The sequence below is a fragment of the Streptomyces sp. 71268 genome (genome assembly GCF_029392895.1).
Lineage (GTDB): Bacteria > Actinomycetota > Actinomycetes > Streptomycetales > Streptomycetaceae > Streptomyces.
The window spans coordinates 1,973,955-1,995,433 of the sequence record NZ_CP114200.1 but is presented as its reverse complement, the minus strand read 5'-3'; the positions used below and the strand labels follow the sequence as shown (position 1 = coordinate 1,995,433).

Annotated in this window: 18 protein-coding genes; 12 read left to right on the top strand and 6 right to left on the bottom strand. The window is 73.9% G+C overall.

The features are described from left to right. Positions 1-115: 115 nt before the first annotated feature. From rimO to OYE22_RS07245, 5 genes are all read left to right on the top strand, one after another. Positions 116-1,615 carry a 30S ribosomal protein S12 methylthiotransferase RimO gene (rimO, locus tag OYE22_RS07265; RefSeq protein WP_277319641.1) on the top strand — a complete coding sequence of 500 codons (1,500 nt, stop codon included), beginning with the start codon at positions 116-118 and terminating at the stop codon, positions 1,613-1,615. Beyond that, positions 1,612-2,280 (top strand): CDP-diacylglycerol--glycerol-3-phosphate 3-phosphatidyltransferase, encoded by a 669-nt coding sequence (pgsA, locus tag OYE22_RS07260; RefSeq protein ID WP_277319640.1) that lies wholly within the window; start codon positions 1,612-1,614, stop codon positions 2,278-2,280. The genes rimO and pgsA overlap by 4 nt, the downstream gene beginning before the upstream one ends. 194 nt (positions 2,281-2,474) lie before the next feature. Next, a complete protein-coding gene (locus OYE22_RS07255; protein ID WP_277324029.1) occupies positions 2,475-2,966 on the top strand; it encodes a nicotinamide-nucleotide amidohydrolase family protein in 492 nt (163 codons plus the stop codon). A gap of 109 nt (positions 2,967-3,075) precedes the next feature. Beyond that, positions 3,076-3,459: a helix-turn-helix transcriptional regulator gene (locus OYE22_RS07250; RefSeq protein WP_176164453.1), complete on the top strand. Its 384-nt coding sequence runs from the start codon at positions 3,076-3,078 to the stop codon at positions 3,457-3,459. A gap of 436 nt (positions 3,460-3,895) precedes the next feature. Further along, positions 3,896-4,366, top strand: coding sequence for a DNA starvation/stationary phase protection protein (locus OYE22_RS07245; protein ID WP_277319639.1), 471 nt, complete (start codon positions 3,896-3,898; stop codon positions 4,364-4,366). 1,340 nt (positions 4,367-5,706) lie between these two features. On the opposite strand, the gene OYE22_RS07240 is transcribed toward OYE22_RS07245, so the two are convergent. Together OYE22_RS07240 and OYE22_RS07235 are read right to left on the bottom strand one after the other, a co-directional pair. After that, positions 5,707-6,579, bottom strand: a complete 873-nt coding sequence (locus tag OYE22_RS07240) for a DNA-formamidopyrimidine glycosylase family protein (protein WP_277319638.1) — start codon at positions 6,577-6,579, stop codon at positions 5,707-5,709. Positions 6,580-6,718: 139 nt separating this feature from the next. Continuing rightward, on the bottom strand, positions 6,719-11,689 hold the full coding sequence (locus OYE22_RS07235; RefSeq protein WP_277319637.1) for a DEAD/DEAH box helicase: 4,971 nt from the start codon (positions 11,687-11,689) through the stop codon (positions 6,719-6,721). 138 nt (positions 11,690-11,827) lie between these two features. On the opposite strand from OYE22_RS07235, the gene OYE22_RS07230 reads away from it, so the two are divergent. The 3 genes from OYE22_RS07230 (at position 11,828) to OYE22_RS07220 (ending at position 13,970) form a co-directional block, all read left to right on the top strand. Next, positions 11,828-12,667, top strand: a complete 840-nt coding sequence (locus OYE22_RS07230) for an AraC family transcriptional regulator (RefSeq protein ID WP_277319636.1) — start codon at positions 11,828-11,830, stop codon at positions 12,665-12,667. A gap of 266 nt (positions 12,668-12,933) precedes the next feature. Next, positions 12,934-13,665 (top strand): AzlC family ABC transporter permease, encoded by a 732-nt coding sequence (locus OYE22_RS07225; protein WP_277319635.1) that lies wholly within the window; start codon positions 12,934-12,936, stop codon positions 13,663-13,665. Continuing rightward, positions 13,662-13,970: an AzlD domain-containing protein gene (locus OYE22_RS07220; protein ID WP_277319634.1), complete on the top strand. Its 309-nt coding sequence runs from the start codon at positions 13,662-13,664 to the stop codon at positions 13,968-13,970. Before OYE22_RS07225 ends, OYE22_RS07220 begins: the two co-directional genes overlap by 4 nt. Positions 13,971-14,219: 249 nt before the next feature. Here OYE22_RS07220 and OYE22_RS07215 read toward each other — a convergent pair whose 3' ends face one another. Next, complete coding sequence (locus OYE22_RS07215) at positions 14,220-15,176, bottom strand: hypothetical protein (protein WP_277319633.1); 957 nt, start codon at positions 15,174-15,176, stop codon at positions 14,220-14,222. A gap of 80 nt (positions 15,177-15,256) precedes the next feature. Here OYE22_RS07215 and OYE22_RS07210 point away from each other — a divergent pair, with 80 nt between their 5' ends. The 4 genes from OYE22_RS07210 to recX all read left to right on the top strand — a co-directional run bounded on the left by OYE22_RS07210 (position 15,257) and on the right by recX (position 19,418). Continuing rightward, the gene (locus tag OYE22_RS07210) at positions 15,257-15,451 is read left to right on the top strand and encodes a DUF3046 domain-containing protein (RefSeq protein ID WP_277319632.1); all 195 of its coding nucleotides are present in this window, start codon (positions 15,257-15,259) and stop codon (positions 15,449-15,451) included. Positions 15,452-15,970: 519 nt separating this feature from the next. Then, entirely contained in the window at positions 15,971-17,314 is a 1,344-nt protein-coding gene (locus OYE22_RS07205; RefSeq protein ID WP_277319631.1) for an AI-2E family transporter, read from the top strand. Between the two features lie 346 nt (positions 17,315-17,660). Next, entirely contained in the window at positions 17,661-18,788 is a 1,128-nt protein-coding gene (recA, locus tag OYE22_RS07200) for a recombinase RecA (RefSeq protein ID WP_277319630.1), read from the top strand. Positions 18,789-18,791: 3 nt separating this feature from the next. After that, positions 18,792-19,418 (top strand): recombination regulator RecX, encoded by a 627-nt coding sequence (gene recX, locus OYE22_RS07195; protein ID WP_277319629.1) that lies wholly within the window; start codon positions 18,792-18,794, stop codon positions 19,416-19,418. Positions 19,419-19,686: 268 nt separating this feature from the next. On the opposite strand, the gene OYE22_RS07190 is transcribed toward recX, so the two are convergent. From OYE22_RS07190 to OYE22_RS33395, 3 genes are all read right to left on the bottom strand, one after another. After that, positions 19,687-20,118: a rhodanese-like domain-containing protein gene (locus OYE22_RS07190; RefSeq protein ID WP_277319628.1), complete on the bottom strand. Its 432-nt coding sequence runs from the start codon at positions 20,116-20,118 to the stop codon at positions 19,687-19,689. Beyond that, positions 20,115-20,597 (bottom strand): cysteine dioxygenase, encoded by a 483-nt coding sequence (locus OYE22_RS07185; protein ID WP_277324028.1) that lies wholly within the window; start codon positions 20,595-20,597, stop codon positions 20,115-20,117. Before OYE22_RS07185 ends, OYE22_RS07190 begins: the two co-directional genes overlap by 4 nt. A 313-nt stretch (positions 20,598-20,910) precedes the next feature. Beyond that, on the bottom strand, positions 20,911-20,958 hold the full coding sequence (locus OYE22_RS33395) for a hypothetical protein (RefSeq protein WP_311314449.1): 48 nt from the start codon (positions 20,956-20,958) through the stop codon (positions 20,911-20,913). Between the last annotated feature and the right edge of the window lie 521 nt (positions 20,959-21,479).

The window sequence follows — 21,479 nt, the reverse complement described above, 5'->3', positions numbered from 1 at the left end:
TCGTGTCGGGCATACCCGGAATCGGGGCGGGTGGGCGCCGCCCCGAGCGCACCGGGCGGGTGCTTCGTGTGCCCTTGGCGCGGGGACAGGTGCCGGAACAAAGTAGTCTGAGCGTATGCCCGAACGCCGTACCGTCGCTCTCGTCACTCTTGGCTGCGCCCGTAACGAGGTGGACTCGGAGGAGCTCGCAGGCCGCTTGGCGGCGGATGGCTGGGAGCTCGTCGAGGAAGCCGGCGAAGCCGATGTCGCCGTCGTCAACACCTGTGGCTTCGTCGAGGCCGCCAAAAAGGACTCGGTCGACGCCCTCCTGGAAGCGAACGACCTGAAGGACCACGGCCGCACCCAGGCCGTCGTCGCGGTCGGCTGCATGGCCGAGAGATACGGCAAGGAGCTGGCCGACGCGCTGCCAGAGGCCGACGGCGTGCTCGGATTCGACGACTACGCCGACATCTCCGACCGGTTGCGCACCATCCTCTCCGGTGGTGTGCACGCCTCCCACACCCCGCGCGACCGGCGCAAGCTGCTGCCGATCAGCCCCGCCGAGCGGCAGGGCGCCGGGGTGGCGCTGCCCGGGCACGGCGCCGCGACCACCGAGGCCGACCAGGGACCGCAGGCCGACCTGGCGGACCTCCCGGCCGGCGTGGCCCCCGCCTCGGGGCCGCGCGCGCCGCTCCGGCGCCGCCTGGGCACCAGCCCGGTGGCCTCCGTCAAGCTCGCCTCCGGCTGCGACCGACGCTGTTCCTTCTGCGCGATCCCCTCCTTCCGCGGCTCGTTCATCTCCCGCCGCCCCGCCGACGTGCTCACCGAGACCCGCTGGCTCGGCGAGCAGGGCGTCAAGGAGATCATGCTGGTCTCCGAGAACAACACGTCCTACGGCAAGGACCTCGGCGACATCCGGCTCCTGGAGACGCTGCTGCCCGAGCTGGCCGCGGTGGACGGCATCGAGCGGGTGCGGGTCAGCTACCTGCAACCCGCCGAACTGCGGCCCGGCCTGATCGACGTCCTCACCTCCACGGACAAGGTCGCGCCCTACTTCGACCTCTCCTTCCAGCACTCCGCGCCCGGCGTGCTGCGCGCGATGCGCCGGTTCGGTGACACCGACCGCTTCCTGGAGCTGCTCGACCAGATCCGGGGCAAGGATCCGCAGGCCGGCGCGCGCTCCAACTTCATCGTGGGCTTCCCCGGCGAGAGCGAGGCCGACTTCGCCGAGCTGGAGCGCTTCATCACCGAAGCCCGGCTGGATGCCATCGGCGTCTTCGGGTACTCGGACGAGGACGGCACCGAGGCGGCCACCTACGACAACAAGCTCGACCCGGAACTGGTCGCCGAACGCCTGGAGCACCTCTCCCGACTGGCCGAGGAGCTGACGGCGCAGCGGGCCGAGGAGCGCCTGGGCGAGACCGTGCGGGTGCTCGTGGACCGGGTGGACGAGAGCGAGGGCACCGTCGGCCGGGGCGCGCACCAGGCGCCCGAGACCGACGGGCAGACCACCCTCCTCACCGACCAGGAGCTGGTGCCCGGCCAACTGGTGGAGGCGAAGGTGATCGCGTCGGAAGGCGTGGACCTCGTCGCCGAGCCGCTGACCGACGCGTGTCCCGAGGGGGCGGCCAGATGACCGGAGTCCCGGCCTCCGCGGCGGGAGGCGCCCGTACGGCGACGGTGACCGCCCGCACCGCCGGGCTGTGGAACATCGCCAACATCCTCACCATGGTGCGGCTCGTGCTGGTGCCCGGTTTCGTGCTGCTGATGCTGCACGGCGACGGCTACGACCCGGCCTGGCGCTCCTTCGCCTGGGCGGCGTTCTCGGTAGCGATGATCACCGACCTGTTCGACGGCCAGCTCGCGCGGCGCTACAACCTCGTCACCGACTTCGGGAAGATCGCCGACCCGATAGCGGACAAGGCGATCATGGGAGCGGCGCTGGTCTGCCTGTCCGTGCTGTCCGACCTGCCGTGGTGGGTCACCGGCGTGATCCTCTTCCGCGAGATCGGCATCACCCTGATGCGCTTCTGGGTGATCAAGCACGGCGTCATTCCGGCCAGCCGCGGCGGCAAGATGAAGACGCTGGCGCAGGGCACGGCCGTGGGCATGTACATCCTCGCGCTGACCGGCCCGCTGGCCACCCTGCGTTTCTGGGTGATGGCGGTGGCCGTGCTGCTCACCGTGGTGACCGGCCTGGACTACGTACGCCAGGCCGTCGTGCTGCGCCGCGCCGGCCTCGCCGCCGAGCGCGAACGCGCGCGCACGCGAGCGGGAACGGACCGGGAATCGGTGCGCTGACGTGCGCGGTATGGGGAACCCGGTGAGGGAGTGGCGTGCTGCGGGCGGTGGGGACCCCACCGCCCGTCGCCGTCCGAAGCCGATGGGAGTGAAGAGGGAGCACGGTGTCTGAGGCGGATTCAGTGACGGAAGAGCGCGCGCTGGCGGACGAGGCGATCGCCGCACGCGCGCGACGGGCGACGCTCGCGACCGACGTGTTGACGACGCTCGGCGCCCGTGGCGAGAGCGTGGCGGTGGCCGAATCGCTGACCGGCGGACTGCTCGCCGCGGCGCTCACGGACGCGCCCGGAGCCTCGCGCTCCTTCCGCGGCTCGGTCACGGCGTACGCCACCGAGGTCAAGGCCGGCGTGCTGGGCGTGGACGAGGCGCTGCTCGCCGCGCGCGGAGCGGTGGACGCCGAGGTCGCGGCCCAGATGGCACGGGGCGTACGACGCGTGGTCGGGGCCGACTGGGCACTCGCCACCACCGGGGTCGCCGGGCCCGAGCCACAGGACGGCCAACCGGTGGGCACCGTCCACATCGCGGTCGCCGGCCCGCACGACGCATCGGCCGCCACGGAGCTGCAACTGGCTGGAAACCGCGCCGAAATCCGAGCACGCAGCGTCACATCCGCCCTCGAACTGCTGCAGAGCGAATTGATTGAGAATGCGAGGGCACAGGGTACGGAACAGGGTGGGCCCGTTTGATGTTTGCAGCCCTGAGTGAACACGACATCGCCCCCGGCACGGGTGGAGCCCGAGGCGGTACGGTGGGGCGAGAAGGAACCGGATACGCGGTCCGAGGAGGGAGCCAGCGATGATTCTGCTCCGTCGCCTGCTGGGTGACGTGCTGCGCCGACAGCGTCAGCGCCAGGGCCGGACGCTGCGCGAGGTCTCCTCGTCCGCCCGGGTGTCCCTGGGATACCTCTCAGAAGTCGAGCGAGGACAGAAGGAAGCGTCCTCCGAACTGCTCTCCGCCATCTGCGACGCCCTGGATGTACGCATGTCCCAGGTGATGCGCGAAGTGAGCGACGAGCTGGCGCTCGCCGAGCTGGCGCGGTCCGCCGCGGCGAGCGAGCCGGTGCCGGCGCCGATGCGGCCACGCCTGAACTCCGTGTCCGTGACCTCGGTGACGTCCGTCCCGGAGGAGCGGGTCACCATCAAGGCGCCCACCGAGGCGGTCAACGTGGTCGCCGCCTAGAGAGCCGTCCATCGGCCGCGCGACCAGCCGAGCACCTGCTGTCCCGTACGCCCCGTCCGAGTCCCGGACGGGGCGTACGGCGTTGTGGGGCTGGCTGGCTGGCTGGCTGGCTGGCTGGGTGGGTGGGTGGGGGCCGAGGTGGGCTGGGTGGGGTCAGGCCGGGCTGGGCTGGGTGGGGTCAGGCCGGGCTGGGCTGGGTTGCTGAGTCCTTGGACTGGGTGGGTCGGCGTGCGGTGTGGGGCCGGTGCCGGTCGTGGCGGGGCGGCGGGCGGTGGGGGAGTGGGGTCGCGCTGGCTGGAGTGGGCCTGGTGGCGGGGGGTAGGTGGATGGTCCGTTCGAGAAGGTGGAACGTGTTGGCCATATGCCGCGTATGCCTGGGTACGCGGGAGTATGGCAGGGTGAGGGAAGGGACTTATCCGTCACATAGGAGGAATTTATGACTGTCGTCAAGAGCTCGCTGCCCGAGTCGGACCGGAAGACCGTCGGCGACGCGCTCCAGGGTGCGCTGGTGGACCTGGTGGATCTGTCCCTGGTGGCCAAGCAGGTGCACTGGAACGTGATCGGCCCCCGGTTCCGCTCCATCCACCTGCAGCTCGACGATGTGGTGGAGTCCGCGCGGACACACACCGACACCGTGGCCGAGCGCGCGTCCGCGATCGGCGTGAGCCCCGACGGCCGAGCCGAGACCGTCGCCAAGACGAGCGGCATCGAGAACGTCAAGGACGGTTGGATCAAGGACACCGAGGCCGTGCAGATCCTGGTCGGGGCGCTCAACGCGGTCATCGGCCGGATGCGCGAGCGCATCGCGGCCACCGACAAGCCCGACCCGGTGTCGCAGGACATCCTCATCGGCCTGACCGCGGACCTTGAGAAGCACGCCTGGATGTTCCAGGCGGAGGCCGGCTGAGCTTAGGTCAGGGCTCGCGAATGGTGAAATGAGCCTCTGACCTGCGCGAGTGGGCGTTTCCTCGCGCTGCTGGGCGTGATGACGCGTTGACGCGTTCCGGATTTCGGCGGCGGATTCCGTCGGAATTCCGCGCCGCCACCGGAACGTCACCGGAACGCGGCAGGCCCTGTCGACACGGAGCCGGCCCCACGGGATGTGGGGCCGGCTCCGTCGTGTCGCGGGGCCGTCGGCGGTGCGGGGCGTCTCGGCGCGTCGCACCGCAGGTCGCACCGGGAGTCGCAGAGCGCGTCGCACTGGGAGTCACACGGGGTGGCGTGGCGGACACGCTTCGGATGCGAGGGGCGGGGCGTCGGGTGAGACTGGCACGACAGGACCAGTACGGGGTGTGCGAAGGGGCCCGGCGCCCCGAGCCCTACCGCGAGAGGTGCCCGGACATGCGAGACGAACCGATATCCGCCCTACGTTCTCAGTTCGTTCCGCGTCCGCCGGCTGTTGAGCGCCGGGCAGGCGCCCGGGGGAGGCGCCCTGGGCCAAGCCGTGGGGCGGGCCTCGGGGAGGCGGGGCATCGCCGTCGCGTGGGGGCGAGTCACCGTGGGTTCGGGGAGTGGGCGACGGCCGACGGTGCCTGACCGCGTGCGACTGGCCGGCGCGCTGCTGTTGAGCGGGGCCTGGGGCTGGGCCGTGCTGCGGACGGCTGCCGAATCCGCGCAGGCGGGACCGGTGGAGGGAGCGCTGCTCGCGGGCGGCTGGGGCCTGAGCCTGCTGCCTGTGCACTGCGCGCCGGCCGACCGTCGGGGGCACGGCAGCGAGCGGGGGATGGGGCGGGCGCGCCACGGAGGGCGGGGGCCGACGACGCGGGGTGCTGGAGTGGCGTGGGTGCGTCCTGCGGCTCGGGCCGCGAGGGGGACGGACACGGCGGTGTCGGCGCGGCTCGCGGTGCGCGAACCCGTACGGGTGGGCGGCGGCGGGTCGCGGCGGCGCGCGGGCTGGCGGAGGGCGCGGGGGCGTACGAGGGGTGGGCGGCGCGTTTCTTCGTAGCGCGGCTGGCTGTACGGGAGTGGCCTGTGGGACGCGGTGGTGCGCCGGGGCTCGTCGGGGCAGAGGCAGAGGGAGACGCCGAGGCCGGGGGCGGTCGCGCTGGGCGTGATCCTGTCGGCCCTGCTGGGTGCGGCGCTGGGCATGGCAGGGGAGCATCGGCGTGGTCCTGGAGGAGCATCAGGTGCGGCCATGGGGGCGCGGCGGTGTCCGGCAGTGGTGAGGCCTGGTCCTGATCGCCGTGCCGCCGTACGGGCCCGTACTCGGTCGGTGCGGCTGTGGTGCCGCCCGTATCGGGTGAGGGCTTACGGTGCCGGCTCGGGCCCGGGGCCCGGCTGGCAGCGGGGGCACCAGTAGGTGATGCGGGCCGGGGTGCTGTTCGGGTCGTCAGGGCTGGTCTGTTGGGCCACGCGGATGGCCGTGCCGCAGCGCGTACACGGTTTGCCCGCGCGGCCGTAGACCCACAGCCGGTGGTCGGGGTGGCGCTCGGCAGTGGTGATCCGGGTGGGGCGCGCCTTGTTGACCTCCAGCAACTTCTTGGCCAGTGGCATCAGTCGCTGGCGTGCTGATATGCCGAGATCGGCCACCGGCGACCACGGGCTGACCCGGAGCAGGAAGCACAGCTCGGCCTTGTACACGTTGCCGATGCCCGCGAGGTTGCGCTGGTCCAGCAGCGCTTCGCCGAGTGCTCGGCGCGGTGTGGCGAGTACGCGGCGCAGCGCCTCGTCCGGGTCCCAGTCCGGGCCCAGCAGGTCCGGGCCGAGGTGGCCGACGACGGTGTGCTCCTCGGCGGTGGGCAGGAGGCCGAGCACGGGCAACCGGTAGCCGACGGCCGTACGGTCCGCCACCCCGAGCACCGCCCGGATCTGGTGCCCCGGGCCGCCGCGCCAGCGCTCACCGCTGTCGTAGACGTACCAGGCGCCGTCCATCCGCAGGTGCGAGTGGAGCGTGAGGCCCCCCTCGACGCGGGCGAGCAGGTGCTTGCCGCGCGGTACGACCTCGTGCACGTGCCGTCCGGTCAGGTCGGTCTCGGGGAGGCGGGGGCGCCGGTTGCCGCGGGCGTCGGGGCGCAGGCTGGCGCCGGTCGGAGCGCGTAGCTCCCAACGGGTCAGGGGCTTGCCCGCCAACGCGGCGTGGAGGCGGTGTGCGGTGCGCCAGACCGTGTCTCCTTCGGGCATGAGGCCATCATGCCGTTCCTCGCGCGGTCGGGTGCCGACCAGGGTGCCCGGCGCCCGGCGGCCAGTGCTTGGCGTTCGGCGCTCTACGGTCGGCGGATGCCGCCCTGCCCCCGCCCCGTCCTCGGCCAGCGGGCCAGCCTCAGCGCGGGGAGCGCAGGCGTAGCCCGCGGGGGGTGGCGTGGAAGCCGGCGGTCTCCAGGGGTGGTCCGTACGGTGAGGAGAGCGCCGCCAGACCGTTGATCCGCTCGACCGTGATGGTGCCGAGGGACCCGGCGTGGGCCGCGGTGGCCAGCGCTTCGAACGCCGGTATCAGCCGGGGGTCGTCGGCTGCGCCGGGGCCGTGGGCCGGTTCGCGCGGCGGGGCCGGCGAGGGGGTGGTGCGCTCGGGGGAGGGCGGGGGCGCGCCGGTCGAGCTGGGCCAGGCGAGGAGCGTCTTTCCGCCGCGTTCCAGGTAGAGCACCAGTTCGCCGTCGACCAGGACCACCAGCGAGCCGGCCTTGCGTCCCGGCTTGTGGGTGGCGCCCGGCGGTGGGTCCGGCCAGTTGAGGGCGGCGCCGTACGCGTTGGCGGGGTCGGCGGCCGCGAGCACCAGGGCCCGCGACGCGGAGCCCGCCCCCGGGCCGCCGTCGCGTCCCGCGCCGTCGCCCAGGCCGTGGCGGAAGGCCGGGTCGAGGGCCGCGCCCTCCGCGCGGTCGCGCGCCGTACCCACCGCGCGGAGCCGGTCCACCGCCCCGTCCATGGCGAACTGGGCGGCCCCCAGCCCCTCCACGACATAGCCACGGCGCGCCTGGCCGCTCTCTTCGAAGACGGACAGCACCCGGTAGGCCGCGGCGAACCCACCCTCGACCCCTTCGGCCGCCACCGCGCCGCGGGTCACGACGCCGTGCCGGTCGAGCAGCGTGCTGGCCAGCGCGTGCGCCCGGTGCGTGGGGTCGGCCGCCCGCTCGGGCACCAGCGACCAGCGCCCCGCCACCGTGGGCGGCCCGCCGAGCGAGGCCGTGGGACGGGCCACCCGGCCGTACCCCCGCGAGCCCGTCAACGAGCCGTACCGGCCGCGTGGGACCGCCCGCTTGGCGCGGTGGGCGGTCGCCCCCGCCGTGCGCCCGGATCCGAGGAGGGAGCGCAGCGGGGCGACGGTGTCGTTGGTGATCCGGCCGGACCAGGCCAGGTCCCAGATGACGTCGGCGATCTCGGCGTCGGCGCCGGGCGTCGGCTCGGCGAGCCCGGCGGCCCGCACCTGGTCGGCGATCTGGCGGAAGAACAGTCCGTACCCACCGGCGAGCGCGCCGAGCACCGCCTCGTGGAGCGGGGTCAGCTCCAGCGGGCGTGGCTCGGGCAGCAGCAGGGGCGCGGCCTCCGCCAGGTAGAGCGAGACCCAGCCGTCCTTGCCGGGCAGCGCGCCCGCGCCGGCCCACACCACCTCCCCGGCCACGGTCAACTCGTCGAGGAGGGCCGGCGAGTACCGCGCAACTCGGGAGGGCAGCACCAGCTTCTCCAGCGCGGAGGCGGGCACCGCCGCGCCCTGCAACTGCTCGATGGCGCGCACCAGGCCGTCCACGCCGCGCAGCCCGCCACCGCCCACGTGCTGCCACTGCGGCAGGAACGCGGCGAGCGCGGACGGCGCGACCGGCTCCAACTCGTGGCGCAGGGCGGCCAGGGACCGCCGCCGCAACCTGCGCAGCACCGCCGCGTCGCACCATTCCTGGCCGATGCCCGAGGGGTGGAACTCGCCCTGGACGACCCGGTTGTCGGCGGCCAGGCGGTGCAGCGCGCCGTCCGTGACGGCCGGGCCGAGGCCGAAGCGCGCCGCCGCGTCGGCCGAGGTGAAGGGCCCGTGCGTGCGCGCGTACCGGGCCAGGAGGTCACCCAGCGGGTCCCGTACCGGCTCGGTGAACGCCTCAGGGACGCCGACCGGCAGCGCCGTGCCCAGCGCGTCCCGCAGCCGCCCCGCGTCCTCCACCGCGGCCCAGTGCTGGCGGCCCGCGATGCGCACCCGAATGGCGCGCCGGGCGGACTCCAGTTCCGTCGGCCACTCGGGCGCCGCGCCCCGGCGTGCCAACTCCTCGTCGGTGAGCGGCCCGAGAACGCGCAGGGCGTCGGCGACGGCCTCGGCGTCCTTGATCCGCCGATCGTCGCTAAGCCAGGCCAACTCGCGTTCCAGCTCGGCCAGCACCTCGGGGTCCAGCAACTCGCGCAGCTCCGCCTGGCCGAGTAGCTCGGCCAGGAGCCGCGAGTCCAGCGAGAGCGCGGCGGCCCGGCGCTCGGCCAGCGGCGAGTCGCCCTCGTAGAGGAACTGGGCCACGTACCCGAAGAGGAGGGAGCGCGCGAACGGCGAGGGCTCGGGCGTGGTCACCTCCACCAGCCGCACGCGGCGCGCCTCGATGTCGCCCATCAGCTCGGTCAGCCCCGGCACGTCGAAGACGTCCTGGAGGCACTCGCGGACGGCCTCCAGGACGATCGGGAACGAACCGAACTCGCTGGCCACCTGCAACAGTTGCGACGCCCGCTGGCGCTGCTGCCACAGTGGGGTGCGCTTGCCCGGGCTGCGTCGCGGCAGGAGCAGCGCACGGGCGGCGCACTCCCGGAAGCGGGCGGCGAACAGCGCCGAGCCGCCCACCTCGTCGGTCACCAACTGGGACACTTCGCCCTGGTCGAAGACGACGTCGGCCGCGCCGACGGGGGACTGCTCGCTGTCGAAGGCCGTGCCGTGGTCGGGCGCCGGCCGCGTGCCGGCCGCGGAGGCCGGCTCGCCGTCGCCCAGCTCCGTCTGCATGGTTACGTCGAGCAGGTCGAGGCCGAGCAGGTCCGCGTCGGGCAGCCGCAGCACGATGCCGTCGTCGGCGTGCATGACCTGGGCGTCCATCCCGTACCGCTCGGTCAGCCGGGCGCCGAGGGCCAGCGCCCAAGGGGCGTGCACCTGCGCGCCGAAGGGGGAGTGGATGACCACGCGCCAGTCGCCCAGCTCGTCCCGGAACCGCTCGACCACGATGGTGCGGTCGTCCGGGACGTGGCCGCACGCCGTGCGCTGCTCCGTGACGTACGCCAGCACGTTGTCCGCCGCCCAGCGGTCGAGCCCGGCGGCACTCAGCCGGTCCCGGGCGGCCTCCGGGGCCAGGGCGCCGACCTCCCGCAGGAAGGCGCCCAGGGCGCGGCCCAGCTCCAGCGGCCTGCCGAGCTGGTCGCCCTTCCAGAACGGCAGCCGCCCCGGCACGCCGGGCGCGGGCGTCACCAGCACCCGGTCCCGCGTGATGTCCTCGATCCGCCACGAGGTCGTCCCGAGGGTGAACACGTCGCCCACCCGGGACTCGTACACCATCTCCTCGTCCAACTCGCCGACCCGCCGCCCGCCGCTTCGGCCGCCCCCGCCGCTGGAGGGCTCGGCGCCGGCGAGGAAGACCCCGAACAGCCCACGGTCGGGGATCGTGCCGCCGGAGGTGACCGCGAGCCGCTGCGCCCCGGGGCGGCCGGTGACCGTCCCGGCGACCCGGTCCCAGACCACCCGGGGCCGCAACTCGGCGAAGGCGTCCGAGGGATAGCGCCCTGCGAGCATGTCGAGCACCGCCGTGAACGCCGACTCGGGCAACGTCGCGAAGGGCGCGGCCCGGCGCACGACGGCCAACAGCTCGTCGACGTCCCAGGTGTCCATCGCCGTCATGGCGACCAGTTGCTGTGCGAGAACGTCGAGCGGGTTGGCCGGGACGCGCAGCGCCTCGATCGCGCCGGCGCGCATCCGCTCGGTGACCACCGCGGCCTGCACCAGGTCACCGCGGTACTTGGGGAAGACGACGCCGGTGGACACGGCCCCCACCTGGTGGCCCGCGCGGCCGACCCGCTGCAGCCCGGAGGCCACCGAGGGCGGCGACTCGACCTGTACGACCAGGTCCACGGCGCCCATGTCGATACCGAGCTCCAGGCTCGAGGTGGCGACCACGGCGGGCAGCCGGCCGGCCTTGAGGTCCTCCTCGACCAGCGCCCGCTGCTCCTTGGAGACCGAGCCGTGGTGCGCGCGGGCCAGCACCGCTGGCGCGCCCTTGGCCGCCCCCGCCTCGGCCATCACCTCGGCCGGCGCGTGGTGCTCGGGTAGCGGGTCGCCGGTGGCCCGCTCGTACGCGATCTCGTTGAGCCGGTTGCACAGCCGCTCGGCCAGGCGGCGGGAGTTGGCGAAGACGATGGTCGAACGGTGGGCCTGCACCAGGTCGACGATCCGCTCCTCCACGTGCGGCCAGATGGACGGCCGCTCGCCCTCCTGCTCCTGCCCGTCCCGCACGGGCGAGGAGCCCAACTCGCCCAGATCCTCCACCGGGACGACCACCGACAGGTCGAACTCCTTGCCGGAAGGCGGCTGGACGATCTCCACCCGGCGCCCCGGCGAGAGATAGCGCGCCACCTCCTGCACCGGGCGCACCGTCGCGGACAGGCCGATGCGGCGCGCCGGACGCGCGCGTCCCGACCCGCCCTCGCCCGCCCCGCGCAGGGCGTCGAGCCGCTCCAGGGAGAGCGCCAGGTGCGCACCGCGCTTGGTGCCCGCCACCGCGTGCACCTCGTCCAGGATGACCGTCTCGACGCCGGCCAGCGCCTCGCGCGCGGCGGAGGTCAGCATCAGGAACAGCGACTCGGGCGTGGTGATCAGGATGTCCGGCGGCCGGGTGGCCTGGGCGCGGCGCTCCGCCGGCGGGGTGTCGCCGGACCGGATACCCACCCGCACCTCCGGTTCGGGCAGGCCGCGCCGCACCGCCTCCTGCCGGATGCCGGTCAGCGGGCTGCGCAGGTTGCGCTCCACGTCCACCGCGAGGGCCTTGAGTGGCGACACGTACAGCACGCGACAGCGCTTCTTCGCCTCCGCCGGCGGCGGCACGCTCGTGAGCTGGTCGAGCGCGGCCAGGAAGGCCGCGAGGGTCTTGCCCGAGCCGGTGGGCGCGACCACCAGCACGTCCGAACCCTCGCCGATCGCTCGCCAGGCGCCGGCCTGGGCGGCGGTCGGCGCCGTGAACGCCCCGGTGAACCAGCCACGGGTGGCCGCCGAGAACCCCGCCAGCGCCGCGGCGTGCGCGCTCGCGCCGTCCGGGGCCCCACCCCCCGCCGGCTCACCACGCTGCTCGTTCCTCACCATGCCCCCATCGTGCACCGCACCACTGACAATCGACCGGAGCAGCAGGTCACCGGGGCCGTACGGGCCGTCGCGGGGCCCGTCCGAGCGCACAGGCGGCCGGCCGGGGACCGCCGAGCGCCCGTTACGCACAATGGGGGCATGAGCGAGCGGGAGCGGGCGAGGCACTGGCAGTACGCGGAGCTGCCGGGCGTGGACCTGCTGAGTGCCCGCTACATCCGACACGCCTTCCCGCAACACGCTCACGACGGCTACGTCATCGGCGCGATCACCGGCGGCGTCGAGGAGATCCGGCTGCCGACCGGCGTGCGACGGGTGGGCCCGGGCGGCGTCGTCATGATCAACCCCGACGTGGCCCACACGGCACGCGCCGGGGTGCCCGAGGGCTGGGCGTACCACGTGCTCTACCCGGCCGCCGCCATGGTCGGCGACATCGCCGCCGAGGTGTCCGCGCCCCGTGGGACGGCCTGGTTCCGCGAATCGGTCGTACGAGATCCGGAGAGCGCACGTTTGATCACGGCCGTGCACCGGGCCGCGGAGCGGGGCAACGCGCTGGCCGCCGACACGGTGCTGCGGCAGGCCATCGCGCGGCTGCTGCGTGGGCACGGCGGGGCGCTCCCCGACCGCCCCACACCGCGCGGGGCCGGCGCCCGCACCGCCGCCCGGGCCAGGGAGATCCTGGAGGCCCGGATGGCCGCCCCGCCCACCCTCGCGAGCCTGGCCGCGGAACTCGGCACCGGCCCCTTCGCCCTGCTCCGTGCCTTCCGCGCCGCGTACGGAATGCCCCCGCACGCCTGGCTGACCGACGCCCGGGTGCGGCGCGCCCGCCGACTCCTTGAGGACGGCACGCCGCCCGCCGAGACCGCCGCCCTGGTCGGCTTCACCGACCAGCCGCACCTGGGGCGCCACTTCACCCGCATCGTCGGCGTGCCACCGGGCGCCTACCGCAGGGAGCGCTCGAACGCCCACCAGCGCCCCTGACCGCGGCCCGGCCCGCAAGAACGTACAAGACCGCGCCGTTCGGCCGCCCGTACGTTGCCGGCGTGGTCGAACAAGCAGAACGCGAGGAATGGCAGCACCCCGCGCGGCACACGCGCCGCGCTAACGGTGCGGAACGAGTCCCGCGCCGTGGGGGCGAGGACGGAGCACGGGGCACGGGGCGGCCGGCTGCTCCCGCCGGGCCGGGCGGCGCGGGGTCGCGGCACTCGGAGGGTGACACTGGCGGCGCGGACGCGGGGGACGGCGCCGTGGTGCGGGACGCGCTCGGGGTGGGCGTGGCGGTCGGGCTCTCCGGGTTCGCCTTCGGCGTCACGTCCGCCGGCTCCGGGCTCAGCCTGCCGCAGACGTGCGTGCTCAGCCTGCTTGTGTTCACCGGAGCCTCGCAGTTCGCGCTCGTCGGCGCCCTGGCCGCCGGCGGTAACCCGTTGACGGCGGCGGCCGGCGCGTTCTTCCTCGGCATACGCAACGCCTTCTACGGGCTGCGCCTGTCCCAGCTCCTGCGGCTGCCTCGGGCTCTTCGGCCGCTGGCCGCCCACTGGGTCATCGACGAGACCGCCGTCGTCGCGCTGGCCCAGCGGGACCGGCGCGCCGCTCGGCTGGGCTTTGCCGTGACGGGAGCGAGCCTGTACGCGCTGTGGAACCTCACCACGTTGATCGGCGCACTCGGCGCCGCCTCACTGGGCGACCCCAACGACTGGGGCCTCGACGCGGCGGGCCCTGCGGTCTTCCTCGCCCTCCTGGCTCCGATGCTCCGCAGCACGGTGGAGCGCGTGGTGGCCGGCCTCGGCGTCGTCCTCGTCCTCGGCTGCGTGCCGATCCTGCCCGCCGGGGTGCCGGTGCTGGTGGCAGCGCTCGCCGCCCCGATCGTGCTGGCCGTGTACGGCCGCCGCGCCGCCACACAGACCTCGGAGCGGCCCGAGCCCCCGACCGCGACCGACGCCACGGAGCCGAGCGGGCCCGTCGAAGGAGAGAACCGATGAGCACGTGGATCGCCATAGCCCTGACGGCCGCCGGCTGCTACCTGGTCAAGCTGCTCGGCCTCGCCGTGCCGGCGGGTGCCCTGGAGCGCCCGCTGGTCAAGCGACTGTCCGCCCTGCTGCCCGTGGCGCTGCTGGCCGCCCTGATCGCGCAGCAGACGTTCAGCACGGAACACACGCTCGTCGTCGACGCCCGCGCGGCGGGCCTGGGTGCGGCGGTCCTCGCCCTGGTGCTGCGCGCCCCGTTCTTGCTCGTGGTGGCGGTCGCCGTGGCGGTGACGGCACTGGTGCGGGCCGTCACCGGCTGACGCCCCGACCGCGCGCACCGTATGGGCCCCGCTCCGTGCCCCGTGCTTGTACTCAGGGCCACCGCTCCGTGCCCCGTGCCCCGCGCCCCGCGCCCCGTGCCCCGTGCCATCGGGCCGGGGCACGGGGCGGGCGGTGGGCCGGTGCGCGGCGCCGTACCGGCGTGCGCGGAGCCCTCACGGCCGCCGCCACCGCCTCGCCGCCAGTGGCGCCGTAGCCGTCGCGCCCGTCCTCCGTCCCGTGCCGTGCCGTCAGTCGATCTCCCGGCCGTACGCGCGCAGGGTCAGCAGGGCGTCGATGGTCACCATGGGGCGACACTCCAGCGCCGTGCCGGGCGCCCACTGGCGCCAGTTGATGGGCCAACCGCCGTCCTCCTGCTGCGCCGCCGCGAGGTGGTCCAGGGAGGCCGACATCTCCGCGTCGGAGAACCACGGGCGGGCGACGGAGCCGGGGAGGCGGGCGAAGTCGTGCGCGAAGTGGTGCTCCCCGGGGCCGTACCCCGCCGGCACCGGGTGGTCGGCGGCCTCCCGCGGGTCGAGTACGACGATCCGCTGCTCCCGTACGCGCGCGCCGAGCCGCTCCGCGACCGCGACCGCGCGCTGGCGGTCCGGCACGCAGTCCAGAAAGGTGATCGCCGCCATGACCTCGTACGGATGCGTTGGCGCTCCGTCCGCCAGTCGCTCCACCGCCGACCAACAGAAGTCCGTGGCCCGGAACAGCCAGGCGTGCCACACGCCGCCCCGGTGCAGCAGCCCCGTGACGGGGCCGGTGGCGAGCAGGTCGCTCGGCGGGTCGTCCACCACCGGAATCCACGGTGCCGCCGGGTACCCGCGCAGCGAGGGGTGGAGCGCCGGGAGGGCGCCGGCCGGGGTGGAGATCTCGGTCAGATACCGGCAGACCCGCTCTATCCGCTGCCCGCCGCAGCGCCCGACCTCGTCGAGCACGCGCAGGGCGTACGCGGTGTGCAGGGGCTGGCTGACGGGGCCGCGCAGATCCGGCTCCAGGGCGTGCCCGTACCCGCCGTCGTCGTTCAGGTACGCGGCCAGCGCCCGTTCCACGGCGTCGACGGCGGGCTCCAGGCCGTCGCGCCGGGGCAGGAAGTGGTACTCGAACCTGCGCTGTTCCAGGACGCGGGCCGTGAGCCAGACGAAGTGCTCGGCGCGGGCGAGGGGTGAGGTCGGTGCTGGGTCCGTCGGTGCTGGGTCCATCCCCCGACCGTAGGACCGGAACGGGGCGCGGGGCGGCGGATGCCGTACGGCTGCACTCTCAGGGGCGCGATACTGGACGTATGCGGTTGACGGTCTTCTGGCAGCGAATGGCGGACTACTTCGGAGAGGGGTACGCGGACTCGTTCGCGCGTGACCACGTGATGTCCGAGTTGGGCGGCCGGACCGTCCACGAGGCCCTGGAGGCCGGCTGGAGCGCCAAGGACGTGTGGCGCGGGGTCTGCGCGGCCGTTGACATCCCGTACGAGCGGCGCTGACGGAACGGAGCCGGGACGACCACGCGTGCCAGGAGCCTGCCCCCGGGCAAGCTTTTTTCGGAGCCACGGAGCCACGGAGCCACGGAGCCACGGAGCCACGGAGCCACGGAGCCACGGAGCCACGGAGCCACGGAGCCACGGAGCCACGGAGCCACGGAGCCACGGAGCCACGGAGCCACGGAGCCACGGAGCCACGGAGCCACGGAGCCACGGAGCCACGGAGCCACGGAGCCACGGAGCGGTGCGTCGCTTGGGGTGGCGGCACCGGACGACACAGGCGACAGTTGCGGCACGGGGCACGGGGCACGGGGCACGGGGCACGGGGCCGGGCGCGTCCGCCGGCCAGAGCCTCCCGGGCGCGGGGCGTGGGTGGCCCGGATATCTTGAGTTGAACGCGGACATGACAGGGGTGCGCGGGGTCACGTCGGTCACATGGGCCACACTTGCTCCGTGGTAGCGACAGAAGACACCGTTCAGGAAGCGCCCCCAGCGGGCCCGCGTGACGCGGCGAGTGCGCGTATGCCCCGTTGGTTGCCCCGGGCCATGGTCCTCGCCCTGGCACTGGTGGCCGGCTTTCAGTTCGCCAGTTGGGCCTTCCACGAGCTGACGTCGCTACTGCTCAACATCCTGATCGCGTTCTTCCTCGCGCTGGCCATCGAGCCCGCCGTGGACTGGATGGCCGCTCGTGGGCTGCGCCGTGGGGCGGCGACCGGGCTGGTCTTCCTCGGCATCCTCATCGCCGTCGCCGGCTTCTTCACCCTGCTGGGTTCGATGCTCGCCGACCAGATCGTCACCATGGTCGAGGACTTCCCGAACTACCTGGACAAGGTCATCAGTTGGGTCAACACGACCTTCCACACCGAGCTGTCCCGGGTCGAGGTGCAGGACAGCCTGCTGCACTCCGACTGGCTCCAGAAGTACGTACAGGACAGCGCCGACAACGTGCTGGACGTGTCGGCGCAGGTGCTCGGCGGGCTGTTCAAGCTGCTGACGGTGACCCTCTTCGCGTTCTACTTCGCCGCCGACGGCCCGCGGTTGCGTCGTGCGCTGTGCTCCGTGCTGCCGCCGCACCGGCAGTCCGAGGTGCTGCGCGCTTGGGAGATCGCGGTCGCGAAGACCGGCGGCTACCTGTACTCCCGTGGCCTGATGGCCCTGATCTCCGGCATCGCCCACTACATACTGCTGGAGGTGCTGGGCGTGCCGTACGCCCCGGCTCTGGCCGTGTGGGTGGGCCTGATCTCGCAGTTCATCCCCACCATCGGCACCTACCTGGCCGGTGGCCTGCCGATGTTGATCGCCTTCACCGTCGACCCCTGGTACGCGGTGTGGGTGCTCGGCTTCGTCGTGATCTACCAGCAGTTCGAGAACTACCTGCTCCAGCCCCGCATCACCGCCAAGACCGTGGACATCCACCCGGCTGTCGCCTTCGGCTCGGTGATCGCCGGCACGGCGCTGCTCGGCGCGGTCGGCGCCCTCATCGCGATCCCGGCCACCGCGACGCTCCAGGCGTTCCTCGGTACGTACATCAAGCGGTACGAGGTGACGGACGAGGCGCGGGTGCAGGGCGGCACCCGCAGGCCGCGGAGCGTGTCACGGCTGGCGCGCGTGCGGCGCGCGCTCCAGCGGGGGGAAGGCGGAGCCGCCCCGGGCGCGTCGACGCCCGACGGGGCGGACGGCGAGCCTGCCGCGCCGGCCGTGGTTCCGGCGCGCCCCGGTCGGAGGGGCGGAGCCCGGCCCACGGGAACGGCGTCCGTGCAAGCGCCCGACACGGAGCGGGCGAGGCCCTCGGCAGATGCCCCGGCGCCCTCCCAGCCTTCCGAGCCCACGGGGCCGGTGCCGGGGGAGCCGGTCCCCGAGGGCTGACGGCCGAGCGGTCACCGTGCCGCGGTGGAGGCGGGGCCAGTGGAGACGAGTCGCAGCGCGGCGTCCGGCGCCCCACGGGGCGGAGCGTGGCGCGGCGGCGTGGACCGGAGCATCGACCGCGCCGCAGCGGCGCCGTCGGCCCGAAGCTTCGGCCCGCCGGAACGCGGGCGCGCCACGGCCTGAGCCTGCTTGACACCAAAATCGAACATCTATTCTCATGGGGGTGCTGGCTGGCGGTTCTGCCCCGGTTATCCACAGGCGGAGAGGGTGTCCGGGCCGATTGTCAGTGGCAGGCGTTAGCGTCGTGGACGTGAAGCGATCGACTCAAGCAAACCGGGTGGAGCCCATGGCGGCAGGAACTGACCGCGAGAAGGCGTTGGACGCCGCGCTCGCGCAGATTGAACGGCAATTCGGCAAGGGTGCCGTAATGCGGATGGGTGACCGGCCCAACGATCCCATCGAGGTCATCTCCACAGGGTCGACCGCCCTCGACGTGGCGCTGGGCGTCGGCGGCCTCCCGCGTGGCCGTGTGGTGGAGGTGTACGGACCGGAGTCCTCCGGTAAGACCACGTTGACGCTGCACGCCGTGGCCAACGCCCAGCGGGCCGGCGGCACCGTCGCCTTCGTGGACGCCGAGCACGCGCTCGACCCCGACTACGCGCAGAAGCTCGGCGTGGACACGGACTCCCTGATCCTGTCCCAGCCGGACAACGGCGAGCAGGCGCTGGAGATCGTGGACATGCTGATCCGCTCCGGCGCGCTCGACCTCATCGTGATCGACTCCGTGGCGGCGCTCGTCCCGCGCGCGGAGATCGAGGGCGAGATGGGCGACTCGCACGTGGGCCTGCAGGCCCGACTGATGAGCCAGGCGCTCCGCAAGATCACCAGCGCGCTCAACCAGTCCAAGACCACGGCGATCTTCATCAACCAGCTCCGCGAGAAGATCGGCGTGATGTTCGGTTCGCCGGAGACCACGACCGGTGGCCGCGCGCTGAAGTTCTACGCGTCGGTCCGGATCGACATCCGCCGGATCGAGACCCTCAAGGACGGCACCGAGGCGGTGGGCAACCGCACCCGGTGCAAGGTGGTCAAGAACAAGGTCGCCCCGCCCTTCAAGCAGGCCGAGTTCGACATCCTCTACGGCCAGGGCATCAGCCGCGAGGGCGGCCTGATCGACATGGGCGTGGAGCACGGCTTCGTCCGCAAGTCCGGCGCCTGGTACACGTACGAGGGCGACCAGCTCGGCCAGGGCAAGGAGAACGCCCGCAACTTCCTCAAGGACAACCCCGACCTCGCCGACGAGATCGAGAAGAAGATCATGGAGAAGCTCGGCATCGGGGTGAAGGCCGACAAGCAGGCCGCGGAGTCCGACAGCACGGCGGCCGCCGCCGAGCCCGCGACCGCCGCGAAGACGGTCGCGCCGACGGCGGTGAAGGCGACCAAGGCAACCAAGGCCGCCGCGGCCAAGAGCTAGCCGATGACCCGGCGAAGTGACTGGCCGGACAGTGGCGACGCGGGACGACCGGACAGCGACGACCTCGGCCCGTCGAGGGCCGGGCGGAGGGCGTCGCGTGGGGGCCAGGGGGAGGCCCCCAGCATGGAGCCCGGTGAGCGGGCACGGGCGATCTGCCTGCGCCTGCTCACCGGGACACCACGCACCCGCAAGCAACTCGCCCAGGCCCTGCGCCAACGCGACATCCCCGATGACGTGGCGGAGGAGGTGCTGTCCCGCTTCGAGGACGTCGGCCTGATCAACGACGCGGCGTTCGCCGAGGCGTGGGTCGAGTCCCGGCACCACAGCAGGGGGCTCGCCCGGCGAGCGCTGGCGCGGGAGCTGCGCACCAAGGGCGTGGACCCCGCGCTCATCGACGAGGCGGTCGGTCAGCTCGACCTGGAGCAGGAGGAGCGAACCGCCCGCGAGCTGGTGGAGCGCAAGCTGCGCTCCACGCGGGGACTCGACCGGGACAAGCGCATCCGGCGACTGGCCGCGATGCTGGCCCGCAAGGGCTACTCCGAGGGCGTGGCCCTGCGGGCGGTGCGACGGGCGCTGGAGGAGGAGGGCGAGGACGCGGAACTGCTGGAGCACCACCTCCCCGACGCGTGACCGAACGACGACGCGGGGTCCGCTGGACGCGCAGGAATCCCTCGCCACGGCGGGGGTCCGCTGAACGTCATGGCCTCGTCACGGGGCGCATCTGGCGCGGGCTCACGATCGCCGCGCCCTGAGTGCGCCCTGGGCGGGCCCGAAGCGCAAGCCACAGCCAGGCGAACGGTCCCGCGCGGGACCGTTGACCTCTGCGGTACCCCCGGTACGCCGAGACGGGCGCGCCAACCCGCCGCGTGGGCGGCGTACCCCGTGGAAGGCGTTCGCGTCAGCCCGCGATGGTCCGGGCCGGGACGGACGGCTGATCGGCGTGCCGTACCGGCAGTCCCGCCGCCCGCCACGCCTGGAAGCCACCGACGATGTCGGTGGCCCGCGCCAGGCCGAGCTGGTGGAGGGAGACCGCCGCGAGGCTGGAGGCGTACCCCTCGTTGCAGAACACCACGGCACGCACGTCGTGCCCGGTGACCTCGGGCAGGCGGTGGTCGCCGTGCGGGTCGAGCCGCCACTCCAACTCGTTGCGCTCCACGATCAGCGCGCCGGGGACCAACCCGTCCCGGTCGCGGAGGGCGCCGTAGCGGGTGTCGATGAGCAGGGCGCCGTCCCGTGCCGCCGCCGCGGCCTCGTGCGGGCTGAGCCGGTGGAACCGGGCCCGGGCCCGTTCGAGGAGGGTGTCCACGCCGGTCGGCGGGTGGGCGCTCATGCCCACTCCCCGGGGTGCTCGACCTGCTCAAGGCGGAGTACGGGGCCCGTACGGCTGTAGCGGCGCATGAGCGGCAGCGGGGGGTAGTAGGCGTGCACGGAGATGGCGTGTCGCTGGGCGGAGAGGTTCAACACCTGGTGGACGTGGTGCGGGCCGAAGGCGCGGCCGTTGCCCCGGGGCAGGGCGCGCTGGCGGTCCACGCCCTCGGCGAGCTCCAGCGTCTTCCACCCCTCGGTGGGCAACTGAGCGGCGAGTGACTGCTCGATCAACTCACCGTCCGCGACGGCGAAGGCGCCGTGCGAGCCGCCGTGGTCGTGCCATCCGGTGCCGGTGCCCGGCGGCCAGCCGATGAGCCACGCCTCGCTGCCTCCCGGCCCCTCCAGACGGGTCCAGGTGCGGCCCTCCGGGTCAAGGGGCAGCGTGGCGACGAGGGCGGCGTCGGCCGCGACGCGGCGGACGTAGTCGAGGAGTTCGGTCAGGGAGGTGTCGTTGCCCTGGGGCGCGGGCGCCGTCTCCGGGCGCCCGGAGACGGCGAACGGAGCCCCGTCGGGCGGCGCGGCAGCGAGCCCCGGCCCAGCGGCGCGACTAGGTGTGGCGGTGGGGGGTGCGGCGATGGCCGAGGCGTACGGGGACGCGGTGGGCGGGGCCGAGAGGGTGGGCGAGGGGTTCGCCGTGGCCGAGGTGGTGGCAAGGGGAGCGGCGGCAGGGCCGACCGAGCTGGTTGTCACGGAGACCGTCCTGAGGGCTCGCGAGGGCGCGCGGCGGCGGGCCACGCGGAAGGGGAAAGGCGGATCAGCAGGACGGTCGACACACGCAGCCCGCGTAGCGAAGGAGGTCCATGTGGACCCTCCGCCAGAGACGCAGGCTGGTGTCAGACATGGTTCGGAGTAGACCACCTCCCTTCGCCCATGGTCAACAGCGACCGGGTGTGCGCCCGCGCACTTTCCCACCCCCACCGGCCGCTCACGCGGCGCGCCGTCCACGCCTCGGGTTGACGCGCCGCGTCCGCTCCCGCCATCGCGCGTCGCCCCCGAACCGGCCCCCGAACGCACCCGCGCGAGCCCACCGCGGCCCCCGGTGACGGGCGGCCCCGTGCGCACCAGCGCGCCGGGGCGCGCGCGGCGGCGGTCGCCCGTGCGTGGTCGGCGGCAGCGCGTAGGCGGCCCCGCCTGGACCGGGCGGCGTACGGAGCCCGCGGACGTAGCCCGGCACGTACGGTGCGGGTGGACACCGCTCGACGCGCTCGCCCCGCACCGCCGTACCCGCGTCTGTCACCGCTGCCCCGGCCGGCGTACGCCCACGGAGCACGGCGTACGGAGCACGGCGCCCCGGTGTACTGGCGCACGGTGTACGGAGCGCGG